Origin of the sequence: Agrobacterium tumefaciens (assembly GCF_005221385.1) — a bacterium.
GTDB classification, from domain to species: Bacteria; Pseudomonadota; Alphaproteobacteria; order Rhizobiales; family Rhizobiaceae; genus Agrobacterium; species Agrobacterium tomkonis.
The window spans coordinates 2,452,591-2,467,367 of sequence record NZ_CP039903.1 but is presented as its reverse complement, the minus strand read 5'-3'; the positions used below and the strand labels follow the sequence as shown (position 1 = coordinate 2,467,367).

Genomic DNA, 14,777 nt, shown 5'->3' with positions numbered 1-14,777 from the left:
CGGATCATCTCAGGCGAATATCCATGCCGTCGGCTCTTTCCATCGTCATCAACAATCCGTCGATCCGCATCGGGGCGCTCGCCATCCTGTTTTTCGGATTTTCGAATGCGGCGACCGCACCTTATCAGGCGGTCATCGGCATTCGCGAAATCGGACTCAGCAACACCGTCTATTCCCTGCTGATGCTGTTTGCCGCCATCATCAATGTCAGCGCCAGCGTACTGATGGGCATCGTCGCCGACAGGCTGGGCGAATATCGCAAGCCCATGCTGTTCATCGCGCTCTTCGGTGTCAGCGGCTATATGCTGGTTTATCTGGCGGGTAACGCCACGGCCTTTGTGAGCGCGAAGCTCATTCTCCTGCCGATTTTCGGGGCGATGAACTCGCTGATCTTCGCGCATGTACGCGCCGATGCCCGCAACCTTTCGACTGGCGACATGATTGCCGTAAACTCGATCATGCGGGCCACCATCTCGCTGTCATGGGTGCTGGTGCCGGGCATCGTCGGCATTTTTCTCATCAGTTCCGGCAATATGCTGACGGCGTTCCTGTTTTCGGGCCTGTGCGCACTCGTCTGCTTTCTGCTCGTGGCCTTCTGCCTGCCTCGGGCCGCCACGCCGGCGGCGGTGAATACGGAAGCGCGTTTCGGTCTGCGTGCCTCGCTTGCGGAAATCGGATCACGGCGGGTTTTGTTGCGGATCATCGCAATCGCGCTCATCTGCTCGATGCTGCATCTCAATGATTCGATACGTTCGCTCATCATAACGGGCCAGGCGAAGGGCACGGTGGCGGATATCGGCATCGTGGCGGGCATCGTCGCCGCGCTGGAAATCGTCTTCATTCTCTTATGGGGCTGGATCGAGAAGAAGGTGCCGCAAACCCTGACCTTGGCGGCGGGAGCGGTGCTTTATGCGCTTTACCTCATTCTGCAGGGGCTTGCGACGGAACCCTGGCATATCTACGCGCAGACTTTCATCAGCGCGCTGGGGGCTGCTGCCATCATCAGCATCCCCATCACTTATCTGCAGGAGTTGATCGCGGACCGGCCGGGGCTTGGAAGCTCGCTGATCGCGGTCAATATCTTCCTCGGCGCCGGTCTTGGCGCGTTGATTTTTGCCTTGGGAACGATGGTTTCCACTTATTCGGGAACCTCCATATTGGGGGCGATTGTGGGTCTTGGCGGCGTTTATATGCTCTACACGCTTGATGGGACGGGTCGCCGCAGGTAGAGCGTCGGACCGAAAAGTGCGGGCGGGTTTCGGATGGTCCGGTGCGTAAACAGGGCACGTTCAAATGAAAGAGGTTAGGATGATTCTCGAGATTTGCGTGGACGATGTGGCCGGTCTGGAAGCGGCGGTTCGGGGCGGAGCCGATCGGATCGAGTTATGCGCTGCGCTCTCCGGCGGTGGCGTCACGCCGTCTGCCGGCTTCATGCAACGGGCGGCGTCCTGTGGATTGCCTGTCAGCGTGATGATCAGGCCACGCGCCGGTGACTTCGTGTTCACGCGCGACGAAGCCGATGTGATGAAACGCGATATCGATGCGGCACGTGCGGCAGGCCTTTCCGGCCTGGTGCTTGGCGCATCGCTTGGCGACGGCTCGCTTGATATTGCCCTGCTTGAAGAACTGTGCCGTCACGCCGATGGGCTGGATATGACATTGCACCGCGCCTTTGATGTCGTTCCCGACATGGATGAGGCCCTTGAGGCCGCCATTGCGCTGGGCTTCCCGAGAATTCTCACTTCCGGCGGCGCACGTTCAGCGCTTGAGGGGATCGAGGCTCTGGCGCATCTATCGGAGATCGCCGCAGGCCGGATCGTCATCATGCCGGGTGCCGGTGTGCGTCCGCAGAGCGTGCAGGCATTGCTGGATCGCTTTCCGATCACGGAAATCCACGCATCCTGTTCCGCCGTCCCGCCTTATGATCCGGAAAGCCGGGTAGCGAAGCTCGGTTTCACCGGCGATGGTCGCAAGGGCACGGATGAGGCGGCGGTTCGCGAATTAAGGGCGATCCTCACCGCTCATCATAAAGGCGGCGCAAAGCTCTAGCCGTACCGGCCGCGCCATCGAGATCAAGGTGGATCGTGTCCGGTCCGGGCAGGGCCAATGCCGCCGTGATCGCGTCGGCCATGGATTGCGCGGAGATATCCTTTTCCTCCAGCACATGTGCCAACCCCAGCCGCACGAGCCGCTCGGCACGGGCGCTCTGTTCGGTTTCGCCACCCGCCGCGAAGGGAATGAGGAGAGAACGGCATTTGGCCTGAAGAATATCGCAGACGGTATTGTAACCGGCCTGCGAAACCGAAAGGCGCGCGCCGGCGAGCAGACTCGCGAAATCCTTGCGGAAACGGAAGACAGAGACATTGTCCGGTGCCTCAGCCGAAATTGCATCGAAATCCACCTGGGGCATGTTGGGGCCGGTGACGAGGCACCAGTTTTTGATGCCGTCCAGCAGCGGTGCGGCCTCAAGGGCGGCCCTAACAAGTGCTGCACCGACTGCGCCACCGCCGGCGGACACTACGATATCGAATTTCTCCGCCGGTTGCGGCGGTGGGTTCGGGGCGACAAGGCCAGTATAGACGATGCGCTGACTGATCTCGCCGGCGAGGGGAAAGGTGTCTTCCAGCCGGGCGAAATCCGGATCACCATGCACCAGCACGGCATCGAAATGTTTTTTCACCAGCGACACGGTTTCTTCGTCCCGGCCCGGCTTGGTTTTTTCCTGTAAAATGTCGCGCAGCGATGTCATGACCAGTGGGCGCGGTTCGCTGTCCTCGATCTCGTCCAGAAGCGGCAGTAATTCGAACCGCACCTGCCTGCGGCCGAAGGGGAAAGCTTCGATGATGACGATATCGGGTTTTGCACCGTGATAGGCGCCGATCAGCATATCGGTTCGAAGCTTCCTGAAGGCGTCGTCCACTGGTTTCCCGGAACTGTCGACAAGACCGGAAAAGCTGCCATCACTGACGGCGATCGGCGGCAATTCGACATGGCGGATTCCCTCACCCGGAAAGCCCGGAACCGGGGTGCCGCCTGTGACCAGAACGACATCGAAACCATCCGCCTGAAGGGCATTGGCAATGCGGCTGGCGCGGGCGATGTGGCCGATACCCAGAAGGTGCTGGACGTAGAAAAAGACGGAAGGGCGCTTTTCCGGATCACTCATGGTGCTTTTTCCCATTCGGTCTCAAACAGGGCTTTCAGCTCGTTAATGCTGGTGCGGTGATCGAAGGCGGTTCGCACGCGGTTCTCGGCGGCAGCACCCAAACGCTGACGCAATTGCGGATCGGTGATCGCGGCGCGCAACGCCTCGGCGAAGGCGGCGGGATTTTCCGACTCGGTCAGCAGGCCGTTTTCGCCAGAGACGAAAAACTCCGGAATGCCGGAAATATTGGTGGAAATGCAGGTCAGCGCCTGGCTGGCCGCTTCGACCAGCACATTGGGAAGGCCGTCGCGGTCGCCATCGCTGGTGATGCGGCAGGCAAGCGCGAAGAGATCGGCTTCGCGGTAATTCTCCAGCACCTGCTTCTGGTCCATGGCGCCGGTCCAGACGATCCTGTCGGCGATGCCAAGCTCATCGGCGAGTTTCTTCAGCACGGCAAGTTCGTCGCCGCCACCGATATGGGTGAAACGCCAATGGACCTCTTGCGGCAGCGAGGCAAGCGCCTGTAGCAGAATATCGATGCCTTTTTTCTTGACTGCCCGGCCGACGCTTAAAATCCGGACCGGATCATCTGCGTCCGATCCATCTCGTACTGGTCGCGATGTTTCGAAATGCGGGAAGCGGGTGAGATCGAGCCCGTGATAGCTGAGATGCACATTCCGTTTTGCCCCGGCAAGGGTCTGCAGGTGCTGAAAACCGCCGGCGGTGCAGGTCACTGCCCAACGGGCGCTCTGCAGCTTGGCGGCAAGGTCGCGATCGTCCGAGGTCCAGATATCCTTGGCGTGAGCGGAAATCGTCCAGGGCGTTCCGGTGATCAGATGAGTATAGGCGGCGACCGAGGCGGGCGTGTGAATGAAGTGAACATGCAGCCACTCGGCATCCACAGGCCATTCATGCGCCAGCACGGCGGCCTGCCCGAAACGGCGGAAACGGTTGCGGCTGAGATCATGCGGCAGATCGCTGAAAAACCGGCGGAGCGCCTTGGTGAAGCCCGGCTTTTTTCGGCAGGCCCAGAGCGCTTTCAGAACACGCAGGGGTTCCTCATGCAGATATTCCGGCAGGTATGTGACGGGCGCGCGGATTTCGTCATGAACGGGATGACGCTTTTTGTCTGTCGGCCGGCGCATGGACATGAGCTCGAGTTTCAGTCCGGCCTTTTCAAGTCCGAGAAGTTCCTGGGCGATGAAAGTCTCGGACAGGCGCGGATAGCCCTTGAGGAGCACCACGATTTTTTTTGTATCGGTCACGTTGCGCGTGTCTCTTTTGAAGCGGTGATTATCAGGGAGCCGGTCACGCGGTGAGCGTGATTGGCATCCGCTCGCCCTCGGGCGGCAGCCATTCGGCGATCCGTTTCGATATGTTTTCCAGGCCGTCGAGCTTCAGCTCCCGCGAATTGACGGAGGGCGGTGCACGGTTCGGCAGGGCTTTGAGAGCTTCCGCCATTTTTGCGGGGTTTTCGGCGTCCTCCGGCAAAAGCATGTCGAAAAGGCCGAGTTCCGAGGCGCGGCTGGCGCGGATCAGCTGCTCTTCCCGCGGCACGGTGCGCGGCACGACGAGGGCGGGCTTGTCGAAGGACAAAATCTCGCAGACGGTGTTATAGCCGCCCATCGACACGACGGCCTGGGCGCCGGCGACAAGATCTTCCATGCGGTTGTCGAATTCGATGATCTCGATATGGGGAATATCGGCAACGCTGCTCATGAAGCGCTGGCGCTGATCGGCCGGCATATAGGGGCCGAGCACCACAAGTGCCTTATGTGTCAGTTCGCTGTCATGGCGGTAGGCGTTGATGACATCGTCGATCAATTCGCTGCCATCGCCGCCGCCGCCGGTGGTGATGAGAAGGTAATCGCCTACCGGCCGGTGCGCCACGGTTTCTGCCTGCGTTTTCGACCTTTGCAGGAAGCCGACGAAATCCATCTTGTCACGAACGTTTTCGGGGACATCCAGCCCCGTCAGCGGGTCGTGGAAATCCGGCGGGCCATAGACCCAGACATGGTCATAGAACTGGCCGATCTTGGTCATGACGTTGTTGCGCTTCCACTCGGCTTCGAGCAGTTGCGGCGCATCCATGACATCGCGCAGGCCGATGACGAGCTTGGTTCCCTGTCCCTTGAGATAGGCGAGGGTTTCCTCCACTTCACCGCGAAGACCCATGGGTTCCTTGTCGACGATGAAGATGTCAGGCTTAAAGCTTTCGGCCGTATGATAGATGATGGAGCGGCGCATCTTCAGGGTTTCCTGAAGATCGATGTGCCTGTCCATCGAAGTATATTCGCCGTTGCGCAGCTTGATGACGCTCGGGATTTTCACGAAATCGACGCGGGCGCGATAATCGAAAGCGCCGGCAATGGTGGCACCGGAAATGATGAGGACGTTGAGGCCGCGATAATCTTCCACCAGCGCATGGGCGATCGTGCGACAACGCCGCAGATGCCCGAGGCCGAAAGAATCGTGGCTGTACATGAGAATACGCGCGTCGTTCAAACGGGAGGTCATGGGCCACACCTCTTATTGCCTTTCACGTTAAAGGCGATGGCGGAAAGGCAGTTCATCAAGGCGTATTCCATTTTATCTGAAAGGGTCCGCAGCATCACGTAGTCCGTCACCGAAGAAATTAAAGGCCAGAATGACGAGAACGACCGGGATCGTCGGTATGAGAAGCCATGGATATAGCGCAATGACGCTGACGCTGCGCGCCTCCGTGAGCAGAATTCCCCAACTTGTGATCGGCGGGCGCAGACCTAGACCGAGAAAGCTCAGCGCGGTTTCGCCGAGGATCATGCCCGGTATCGTCAATGTGGCCGAAGCGATGAGGTGTGACATGAAGCCGGGAATAAGATGTCTGCCGATGATGCGCGGTGTGCCCGCACCCATCAATTGTGCAGCCAAAACATAGTCTTCCTCGCGAAGCGCCAGCAATTTCGAGCGCACGGCACGCGCCAGTCCTGTCCAGTCCAGCATGCCGAGAATGATGGTGATGCCGAGATAGACGAGGATCGGGCTCCAGGTCACCGGCATGATTGCCGCAAGCGCCAACCATAGCGGAATGCTTGGAATGGATTGCAGGACCTCAATGATGCGCTGGACAATCAGATCGAAGGTGCCGCCGCGATAACCGGCGAGACCGCCGATCACAATGCCGAGAACGAAGCTCATGGCGACGCCGAGAAGGCCGATGGTAAGCGAGATGCGCGCACCGTAGATGATCCGCGACAGCACATCGCGTCCGAGCCGGTCGGTGCCGAGCAGGAACATTTCGCCGCCTTCAGCGGGGCATACAAAATGGGTCCTGCCTTCGAACATGCCCCAGAAACGGTAGGTATCGCCCTTGCAGAAGAAACGTAGCGGCTGAACATCCGTTGGCACGTCGCGATAGACACGCCGCAGATTGTCCATGTCGAGCGTCATTTCCCGACCGTATACGAAAGGCCCGACAAATTTTCCGTTATCGAACAAATGAATGGCCTGTGGCGGGGCGTAGATATGTTCAATATTGCGGGTATGGAGATTGTAGGGCGCGAGGAACTCGCTGATCAGGATCGAAAGATAAAGCACCACCAGAAAGGCGCCGGACCACACCGCGATCCTGTGTTGGCGGAACTGCCACCACATGAGCTTCAGCTGCGATGCCTTGCTGAAGGCTGCCATTCCGGATGTGTTCGGTTCGATCAGCGAAGGATCGAAAGGCGCGGTCGAGACGTAGTGGGGCAGCGCTTCGCCTGAATTCGGGATGGATGAAGTCATTTGACGTTACCACCTCCGAAGCGGATTCGCGGGTCGAGTATGGCAAGGGCGATATCCGACACCAGAACGCCGATCACCGTCAGGAAAGCGAGGAACATCAGGAACGAACCGGCCAGATACATGTCCTGGCTTTGCAGGGCCCGGATGAGCATGGGGCCGGTGGTCTCGAGCGACAGGACGACGGCGGTGATTTCCGCACCTGATATGATGGCGGGCAGGATCGAGCCGATATCCGAGATGAAGAAATTCAGCGCCATGCGCAAAGGGTATTTGGTCAGCACCTTGAAGGGGTGCAGGCCCTTGGCCCGGGCGGTGACGACATATTGTTTCTGCAATTCGTCCAGAAGATTGGCGCGCAGGCGGCGGATCATGCCGGCTGTGCCAGCCGTTCCGATGATGAGGACGGGTATCCAGATATGTTCGAGGATCGATCTGAACTTCGCCCAGCTCATCGCCTGGTTCAGATATTCCCGATCCATCAGATGGCCGATGGAGATGCCGAACCAGATATTGGCAAAATACATCAGGATCAGCGCCAGCATGAAGTTGGGGATGGCGATGCCGAGCAGGCCGAGAAAGGTCAGGCCATAATCGCCCCAGCTATATTTATGCGTGGCAGAGTAGATGCCGATTGGAAAGGCGATCAGCCAGGTGACGATGATGGTGAGGAACGACACGAGAACCGTGAGCCAGAGGCGATCTCCGACGACATCGCTAACGGGCAGCTGATATTCGAAGGAATAACCGAAATCGCCGACCAGCATGCCCGTCGCCCAGCGGAAGTAGCGAATCGGAGCAGGCTGGTCGAAGCCGTAGCGGACGCGCAGCTCTTCGATTTCGGCAAGGTTGGCCGTCTCGCCCATGGCACGCAGTTCGGCGACATAGCTTTCGAAATAATCGCCCGGCGGCAGTTCGATGATGGTGAAGACCAGCATCGAAATCAGGATCAGCGTGGGGATCATGACGAGGATGCGCTTGAGAATATATCGCAGCATATCAGGCGTCCCCGTCGTACCAGAAGGCATCCGGCAGGTAGACGCCGAGATACGATGTGGGTTCATAACCGAAAAGCGCTTTTTCCGGCACGTTTCGCATCCGTTTGACATGGACGACAGGCTGAAGCGCGCCGTTGACGATGCCGATGGAAAATACCTGCTGCGTATAGATGCCCAGCATTTCCAGCCAGATGGCCTCGCGCTCTTCCTCGGTGACGCTTCGGCGCCATTTTTTCAGGAGGCCGAGCAGATGTGCCGCCTCCGGCAAATCGGGCTCCTTGCCTTCGCGGCCGCCGGAAAGATAATGGATGCCCCAGACCGGCCATTGCAACTGGTCGTCACCGGTGGGCGCAAGGCCGGAAGGCAGCATGTCCGGGGTCGGCACACCATTGTCCATGCCCATCCATACCGACATCATCACCTCACCGCCCATGGCGCGCTTGCGGAAGACATCGCGCTGGGTGGGGCGGACCGAAACCGCAACGCCGATATGCCGCCAATGATCCGTCACCAGCTCCATCACGTCTGTCTCGAGCGTGCTTTCGCCTGTCGTCTCAACGATGATATAGGCCGGGCGGCCATCGGGCAGGAGCCTTATGCCGGCATTGTCGCGCTTGTCGAGACCCACTTCATCGAGCAGCCTGTTGGCTGCCGCGCGGTCGAAGGCGCTCCAGGCTTCGGCAAATTCCGGCCGGTAGAGCGGGCTTTCCGGCAGAACCGTGTCGGCGCTTTCCTTCGCCAGCCCGTAAAAACAGACCATGTTGATTTCGTGCCGGTTGATCGCAAGGGACAGTGCACGGCGCACCCGCACATCCTGGAAATAACCCCGCCATGCCGGGTCGGCGCAATTGAGGTTCGGCAGAAGCGCAACGCGCGATCCTTGCGAGCGCTTGTAAAGGTTGACCTTCAGGGGGAAGCGCTTTTCGGCATCCTTCAGGAAGGTGTAGTCGGCGAAATCGAGGCCGAAATATTGCAGATCGCTGTCGCCGGATGCCGTTTTGGCCGAGATAATGTCGGATGAGGTGACGTTCAGCAGGAAGCGATCGAGATAGGGCAGCTGCAGGCCGTTTTCATCGACGCGATGGTAATAGGGGTTGCGCTCGAACACGAACTGTTCGGCCGGTGGCGAGGTCGTGTTGCGCCATGCGTCCAGCGTTGGCAAAGCGGGGTTTTCCGGACGCACCTGCCGCGACATCTTGATATGCAGACCGCTCCAGTCATCCGCCTTGTTCTTCTTGATGAGTTTGGCGAGATTTTCGGCAGTCTGATATTTGATGTGGAACTGCTTCATATAAGCGGCGGGCAGGAACAGTCTCGCCGGCGAGGCAGCTGCAAGTTTCGCCAGAAAATCCGGGTTCGGACCTTCCCAGGTGTAACGCACGGTCATCTGGTCGACGACTTCGATCAGGGGCGGATTGTTGTTGACCAGAAGTTCGATCGGCGGACCGCCCTTATGGATTTCCTTATTGAGAGCGACATCCTCCCAGAAATAGCGGAAATCCTCCGAGGTAAAGTCGCTGCCATCGGACCATTTGTGGCCCTCGCGCAGCTTGAAGGTGAAGATGCGTTCTTCCTGAACGTCGTAGCTTTCCAGAATGTCCGGGTGCAGCTCGAATTTTTCGTCATAACCGACCAGCCGGGCATAATTGCTGATAGGCATCAGCCTGATATCGCGTTGGCCGCCGATGAGCATGCGCACGGAGCCGCCATGTTTTCCCGGCTCGCGGCCGAGCGATTTCATATTCATGACGCGGGGGTTTTTCGGCAGGCGTTCCGCAACGTCGGGCAACTCGCCCTTTTCCCGCTTTTCTTTGAAATAATCGGGGTCGGTATAGGCGGCGCGCGCATAGGCCGGCAGGAAGACGGAGGCCAGCAGGGCGAGAGTGGTGCGGCGCGTGATCAAGGGCGAAGCTCCCGGATATCAACGTTGCCGTTTGCGAGAACGAAGTGGCCGTCGCCCAGATCGGCGGAAATCATGTCGCCATCACCCTCGTCACGGAACTGTTTGCCCCAGTCGAATTTGCCCGTCGCGCTGATTTTCCCAATGGTACGGAAATCGAGCGGACGGTCGAGGTCGGGAAAGGGAACGGCCGCCAGCAGCGATTTCGTGTAGGGATGCACGGGGGAGCGCATCATGATTTCCCGTGGTGCCAACTCAACGATGCGGCCTTCGCACATCACGGCCACGCGGTCGGCCATATAATCCACCACCGCCAGATTGTGCGAGATGAAGAGGTAGGTGAGGCCGAGGTCTTTCTGCAAATCCTTGAGCAGGTTGAGGATCTGTGCCTGAACCGAGACATCGAGTGCGGAAACGGGTTCGTCACAGATCAGCAGTTCGGGCCCGAGCGCCAGTGCTCTCGCAATGCCAATGCGCTGCCTCTGGCCGCCGGAGAAGCTGTGGGGATAGCGGTTCAGCGCGCTTTCTCCAAGGCCGATGGCCTTGACGAGATTGCGGACTTTTTCGGCGCGGTATTTCGCATCACCCCGCCCGTGGATTTCCAGCGGCTCGCTTAAGATGTTGCCGACCGTCATGCGCGGAGACAGTGAGGAGATGGGGTCCTGAAAGACCATCTGTATTTTCGAGCGCAGCTCCTTGAGGTCGCCGTCCCTGGCATTGAGGACGTCGATATCGCCCTGCGGACGGTGGAAGGTGACGGAGCCTTCATCCGGACGGACGGCGCGCATGAGGATCTTGCTGACGGTGGTCTTGCCGCTGCCGCTCTCGCCCACCAGCCCGAGGCATTCGCCACGGCGGATTTCGAAACTGACGCTGTTGACGGCTTTGGTGGCGTTGGCGTCGCCTTTGCGGAACCAGCTGGACTTGCGGGTCGTGAAGGTCTTGCTGATGTTATCAACAGTCAAAAGCGGGCCGGGGGTCTTGTTCACCGCAGCGGTTTTTTTGCCGACAAGGCTTTCGTGATCAACCTTGATTTCACGCAGCGCCTTCAGCCTCTCACCGGGCTTCATGTCAAAATGCGGCACGGCGGCCATCAGGCCCTTGAGATAGGGATGGCTTGGCGACTTGAAAATCTCGTCGACCGTTCCGGCTTCCATGATCTCGCCCTGATAGATCACGGCAACTTCGTCGGCGATGTTTGCCACCACGCCGAGATCGTGGGTGATGAGCAACATGCTCATGTTCAGCCGGCTCTGGAGATCACGCAGCAGCTTGAGGATTTGCGCCTGGATGGTCACGTCGAGCGCCGTCGTCGGCTCATCGGCGATCAGCAGCGCCGGACGACAGATCAGCGCCATGGCGATCATGGCGCGCTGGCGCATGCCGCCGGATAATTCGAAGGGATACATGTTTACGACCTTCTTGGGTTTGGAAAACCCTACGAGGTCGAGCGTTTCATACATTTTTTCCGCGCGTTCCGCCGGTGACAGAATGCTGTGGATGCGCAGCGCCTCATCGATCTGATTACCGACGGTGTGCAGCGGCGAAAAGGAGGTCATGGGCTCCTGAAAAATCAGCCCGATGCGGTTTCCGCGTATCGAGCGGATTTCCCGGCCGTCTTTCGGCAATTGCAGCAGATCGACGGGGCCGGCTGCAGCATTTTCCGGATCGGTGAAGAGCACCCGGCCGTTCACCCGCGCCGTTTTGGGATGGATGCCCATGATGGTCTGGCCGATGACGGATTTGCCCGAGCCGGATTCTCCCACAAGTGCCGTGACTTTTCCGGGAAGGATGCGAAGGCTGGTGCCCCTCACGGCATCAATGGTGCCGCCCATAAGAGAAAACGAGACCCGCAGATTTTCAATACGGAGCAAATCTGCGCCTGCGCTCATGCCAAAGGGTTCCTTGCCGTCTCTTTATCGTTGCCTTGTGACAATTTGCTCAGGAGGGCTTAAAGGCACGTTATCGCAGGGTTTGTTGTCTGTCTATGCTTCTGAAACATCGAATTGTGCAGCAAATTCAAAGCCGGCTTCTGAAACGCAATGGCTTGCCTGACGGCTCTTGTTTGGCGATATGTTAACGAGTGTTTCTGGATGAGGATCCATGTCCGACAAGAAATATTATGACGCGCAGCTGGAGAAAGCCCGACAGTTGCAAAATGACGGCCAATATGCGGAAGCGCACGTGCTTCTCCTATCTCTGGTTGCGGAAAAAGATGGGCACCTGATGGGCGAGCGGACGGTGCTTGGCCTGCCACGCCGGCTGCACGCGGCGCGATTGCGCCTTGCCAAGGCGGAAGGCGATATGGTTGCCAAAATCGGTTACCAATATACGCTGGTGCCGCCGCCTCATGTGCTGGCAAAATATGCACAGTTTTCGCCGGAAGAGCGCCACACGCTCAATCTCAAAAGCAGGGAAAATGTGCCTCGGTTCATCCACCAGATATGGATCGGGCAAAAAGCCCCGCCGGTATCGGTGGAAGCCTGGGCCGCTCATGCCGCAAGGCACGGATATGGCTACCGCCTCTGGCGGGAGGCCGATCTTGAGCGGGAAGGCGTGTTTGCAGACGCCGTCTTCAAGACCATGCTGGATCAGGGAGATTATCCGGGCGCGGTGGATGTGGCCCGTTATATTGTACTGGAACGGTTTGGCGGCATTTATCTCGATTGCGACTGGTATCCGGCGCGTGACGATGTGAGTTTCGATGCATTCCTGCCTCTGGTGGGGCTGACGGCATTCGACGAAAAAACGCCGCGTGATACGGGGCAGGGCAGCATGTTGCTTGCCAACTCCTTTATCGCCGCTCCCGCAGGTCATCCGGTTTTTCGCAGGATGCTGGAGGCGTTTCCCGGTATCGTCAAGGAAATGCCGCGCGCACCGGCCTGGTGGTCGACCGGACCGCTGATTTTTACTGTCATCGCCCGGGAGGGAAGCATCAGCCTCGCACCGGCGGCGTTCGTTGCTGCGTCTCTTGCCGATCGCACGCCGTTTGCGGCGGTCGAAGCGCTTCGGCAGGAGCTCACCGAGGCGAATGGTCTGCTGATCGCCTGGAAATCATGGTGAGATTTCGTCAACGAGGTCTCTGGAAGAGCGCCATCTAGCAGCGGGATGATTTTTGGTTGCTTCGAAAAACCGACGAAGAAAACGCCAGACATTCTCGTCGTGCACGAGATGATGGGTGAGGATGCCGGTGGTGCCGCCGTCTTCGGCAGTCTTCAGGATGCGGGCAGCGGTTTCGGCGAAAAGGATGTCGTCGTCGCGGCCGCCTCGGCTGCCGTGCCAGTCGATCACGTCGACATGGGTGTTCAGACGCGGCGGCAGGGTGTTTTTTTCCGGGCCGAAAACGGACAGGGCGCGATATCCGAGACCCGCCAATCCCTCGATGACAATGCCATCCACGCGGTTCCATGGCGGCACGAGCATCGGCACGAAACGTGTGCCATGCAGGTCGTGGAGTTTATCCAGTCCGGATTGCAATTCGTCGAGAACGAGGGAAAGCTCCCGGTGAGCTCCGAGTTCCTGTTTCTTCTCGCCGTTCCCGGCATAATTTGTGTGCGACCAGCCATGCACGGCCACATGGGCAATATCTGACGCATCCAGATATTGCGCGAGCCTGTCCGTCGTCATTTCGGGAATGACTGCGAGGGTGACCGGAACGGAAAAGCTGCGGCAAAGATCAAGCAGCGTATCGAGCGCGGATGTCGGCTTCACGGCATCGTCGTCCCGGAGCCAGAGATCGGCGGTCATGCCGCGCCGGCTGCATTCATCCAGTGCTGCAACCAGTTTTTCTACACTCATGATCTTCGCGCCTTTGCTTGCAGCAGGATATGGTCCAGCGTTGTTGCGGCGTTTTCCAGCGATCGTTCATTGACGACGAAATGGCGGGCCGCTTTTGCCAGTTCTTCGCGCTGCCTGTCATTGCCCAGCAGGGTTTTGATTGCGTCGGCATAGGCGGCTGTATCATTTTCCGGTGTCAGTAATCCTGTGATGCCGGATTTTACCACTTCGGGAACACCGGCCACTTTTTCGGCCACCACCGGCAGGCCGGCGGCCTGTGCCTCAAGATAGGCAAGACCATAGGCCTCGCCATGGCCGGGCCAGACATAGAGGGATGCTTTGGAAAGAAGCGCGGCGATCTCGGTTGCGGTTGTTTCTCCGTGCCAGACAAGACGGTTGTCGGGAAATGCGCTGAACATGGCCTCTATGGCGCCGCGTTCCGGCCCGTCACCGATGATATCCAGCGTCCAGTCGAGATCCTGCGGTAACAAAGCGAGTGCTTCAGAAAGCGCGCGATAGCTGTTCAGCTTGTCGCCCGCCCGCATCATGGCGACGGTGATGAGCTTTGCCGGTGTCGGGTCTGGGGCATTCGCAAGAAACTTTTCGGTATCGATAAAGGGCGGCAACATTGCAGAGTGCAGGGTTGGGGAAGCGCGCAAAAGCCCTTCGCGATCCCGTGCGGTGAAGCAGATATTGACCGCGGCCGCGTTCAATGCGGCCAGCAATTCATCCTGTATCGCCTGCCAGCCCATGGCATTGCGCTTTGGCGAATAGGAGGCCTCGGCGGTGACGTAGGCAATATCGAAACGGCTGGTGAGTTCCGGCCCGAGTAAATCCGGGGCCTTGTAGTAAGGGTGGTAACAGAACCAGAGGTCCGGCGCGCCTTCCTGTTCCCAGCGCTTGGTCATCGTCTCGATTTCACGCTCGGCCGCATCGACAAGCGAGGTTCGTGCCGGATCGTCCGCCTGTTTCAAAAAGCTGCGCAGTTCGGAAGCAACGAAGACCGTGTGGCCGCCCATCATCATCGCCTGCATCAGCAGGCGCCCCATCAACCGGTCTCCGGAAGGAACGGGATGGTTGGGCGATTTGAGCGGCGAATAAAAAGCGATCTTCATGCCGACGGTTGTGCGTTGGCGGCGGTTCCTGCGTCAACCGGAATTTGAAAGGGACGAGCCTTGACAGCCCGGCCATTCTT

Annotated in this window: 12 protein-coding genes; 3 read left to right on the top strand and 9 right to left on the bottom strand. The window is 58.9% G+C overall.

Translation table 11 applies throughout. The features are described from left to right. The first annotated feature begins 23 nt into the window (after nt 1–23). Complete coding sequence (locus CFBP6623_RS12415; protein WP_062654426.1) at nt 24–1,229, top strand: MFS transporter; 1,206 nt, start codon at nt 24–26, stop codon at nt 1,227–1,229. A gap of 79 nt (nt 1,230–1,308) precedes the next feature. Beyond that, nucleotides 1,309–2,049, top strand: a complete 741-nt coding sequence (locus CFBP6623_RS12410) for a copper homeostasis protein CutC (RefSeq protein ID WP_046799503.1) — start codon at nt 1,309–1,311, stop codon at nt 2,047–2,049. Here CFBP6623_RS12410 and CFBP6623_RS12405 read toward each other — a convergent pair. The 7 genes from CFBP6623_RS12405 to CFBP6623_RS12375 all read right to left on the bottom strand — a co-directional run bounded on the left by CFBP6623_RS12405 (nt 2,015) and on the right by CFBP6623_RS12375 (nt 11,697). Then, nucleotides 2,015–3,166 carry a glycosyltransferase family protein gene (locus tag CFBP6623_RS12405; RefSeq protein WP_080841842.1) on the bottom strand — a complete coding sequence of 384 codons (1,152 nt, stop codon included), beginning with the start codon at nt 3,164–3,166 and terminating at the stop codon, nt 2,015–2,017. The two genes, CFBP6623_RS12410 and CFBP6623_RS12405, sit on opposite strands and share 35 nt — an antisense overlap. After that, nucleotides 3,163–4,410: a glycosyltransferase gene (locus CFBP6623_RS12400; protein WP_046799501.1), complete on the bottom strand. Its 1,248-nt coding sequence runs from the start codon at nt 4,408–4,410 to the stop codon at nt 3,163–3,165. Before CFBP6623_RS12400 ends, CFBP6623_RS12405 begins: the two co-directional genes overlap by 4 nt. A 43-nt stretch (nt 4,411–4,453) precedes the next feature. Further along, nucleotides 4,454–5,662, bottom strand: coding sequence for a glycosyltransferase family protein (locus tag CFBP6623_RS12395; protein WP_046799500.1), 1,209 nt, complete (start codon nt 5,660–5,662; stop codon nt 4,454–4,456). A 72-nt stretch (nt 5,663–5,734) separates the two neighbouring features. Continuing rightward, entirely contained in the window at nt 5,735–6,910 is a 1,176-nt protein-coding gene (locus tag CFBP6623_RS12390) for an ABC transporter permease (protein WP_046799499.1), read from the bottom strand. Next, nucleotides 6,907–7,905, bottom strand: a complete 999-nt coding sequence (locus CFBP6623_RS12385) for an ABC transporter permease (RefSeq protein WP_046799498.1) — start codon at nt 7,903–7,905, stop codon at nt 6,907–6,909. The genes CFBP6623_RS12390 and CFBP6623_RS12385 overlap by 4 nt, the downstream gene beginning before the upstream one ends. Nucleotide 7,906: 1 nt before the next feature. Continuing rightward, nucleotides 7,907–9,808 (bottom strand): ABC transporter substrate-binding protein, encoded by a 1,902-nt coding sequence (locus CFBP6623_RS12380; protein WP_046799497.1) that lies wholly within the window; start codon nt 9,806–9,808, stop codon nt 7,907–7,909. Next, entirely contained in the window at nt 9,805–11,697 is a 1,893-nt protein-coding gene (locus CFBP6623_RS12375; RefSeq protein WP_046799496.1) for an ABC transporter ATP-binding protein, read from the bottom strand. Before CFBP6623_RS12375 ends, CFBP6623_RS12380 begins: the two co-directional genes overlap by 4 nt. A gap of 211 nt (nt 11,698–11,908) precedes the next feature. On the opposite strand from CFBP6623_RS12375, the gene CFBP6623_RS12370 reads away from it, so the two are divergent. Further along, nucleotides 11,909–12,868, top strand: coding sequence for a glycosyltransferase family 32 protein (locus tag CFBP6623_RS12370; protein WP_046799495.1), 960 nt, complete (start codon nt 11,909–11,911; stop codon nt 12,866–12,868). Here CFBP6623_RS12370 and CFBP6623_RS12365 read toward each other — a convergent pair. Beyond that, nucleotides 12,860–13,603: a polysaccharide deacetylase family protein gene (locus CFBP6623_RS12365; RefSeq protein WP_046799494.1), complete on the bottom strand. Its 744-nt coding sequence runs from the start codon at nt 13,601–13,603 to the stop codon at nt 12,860–12,862. The genes CFBP6623_RS12370 and CFBP6623_RS12365 overlap by 9 nt on opposite strands. Then, nucleotides 13,600–14,697 carry a glycosyltransferase family 4 protein gene (locus CFBP6623_RS12360; protein WP_046799493.1) on the bottom strand — a complete coding sequence of 366 codons (1,098 nt, stop codon included), beginning with the start codon at nt 14,695–14,697 and terminating at the stop codon, nt 13,600–13,602. Before CFBP6623_RS12360 ends, CFBP6623_RS12365 begins: the two co-directional genes overlap by 4 nt. Nucleotides 14,698–14,777 lie beyond the last annotated feature (80 nt).

Excerpts from the sequence above, each read along its gene's own strand:
- CFBP6623_RS12415 (WP_062654426.1), top strand. The coding sequence starts at position 24 with ATGCCGTCGGCTCTTTCCATCGTCATCAACAATCCGTCGATCCGCATC.
- CFBP6623_RS12410 (WP_046799503.1), top strand. The coding sequence starts at position 1,309 with ATGATTCTCGAGATTTGCGTGGACGATGTGGCCGGTCTGGAAGCGGCG.
- CFBP6623_RS12405 (WP_080841842.1), bottom strand. The coding sequence starts at position 3,166 with ATGAGTGATCCGGAAAAGCGCCCTTCCGTCTTTTTCTACGTCCAGCAC.
- CFBP6623_RS12395 (WP_046799500.1), bottom strand. The coding sequence starts at position 5,662 with ATGACCTCCCGTTTGAACGACGCGCGTATTCTCATGTACAGCCACGAT.
- CFBP6623_RS12390 (WP_046799499.1), bottom strand. The coding sequence starts at position 6,910 with ATGACTTCATCCATCCCGAATTCAGGCGAAGCGCTGCCCCACTACGTC.
- CFBP6623_RS12385 (WP_046799498.1), bottom strand. The coding sequence starts at position 7,905 with ATGCTGCGATATATTCTCAAGCGCATCCTCGTCATGATCCCCACGCTG.
- CFBP6623_RS12375 (WP_046799496.1), bottom strand. The coding sequence starts at position 11,697 with ATGAGCGCAGGCGCAGATTTGCTCCGTATTGAAAATCTGCGGGTCTCG.
- CFBP6623_RS12370 (WP_046799495.1), top strand. The coding sequence starts at position 11,909 with ATGTCCGACAAGAAATATTATGACGCGCAGCTGGAGAAAGCCCGACAG.
- CFBP6623_RS12365 (WP_046799494.1), bottom strand. The coding sequence starts at position 13,603 with ATGAGTGTAGAAAAACTGGTTGCAGCACTGGATGAATGCAGCCGGCGC.
- CFBP6623_RS12360 (WP_046799493.1), bottom strand. The coding sequence starts at position 14,697 with ATGAAGATCGCTTTTTATTCGCCGCTCAAATCGCCCAACCATCCCGTT.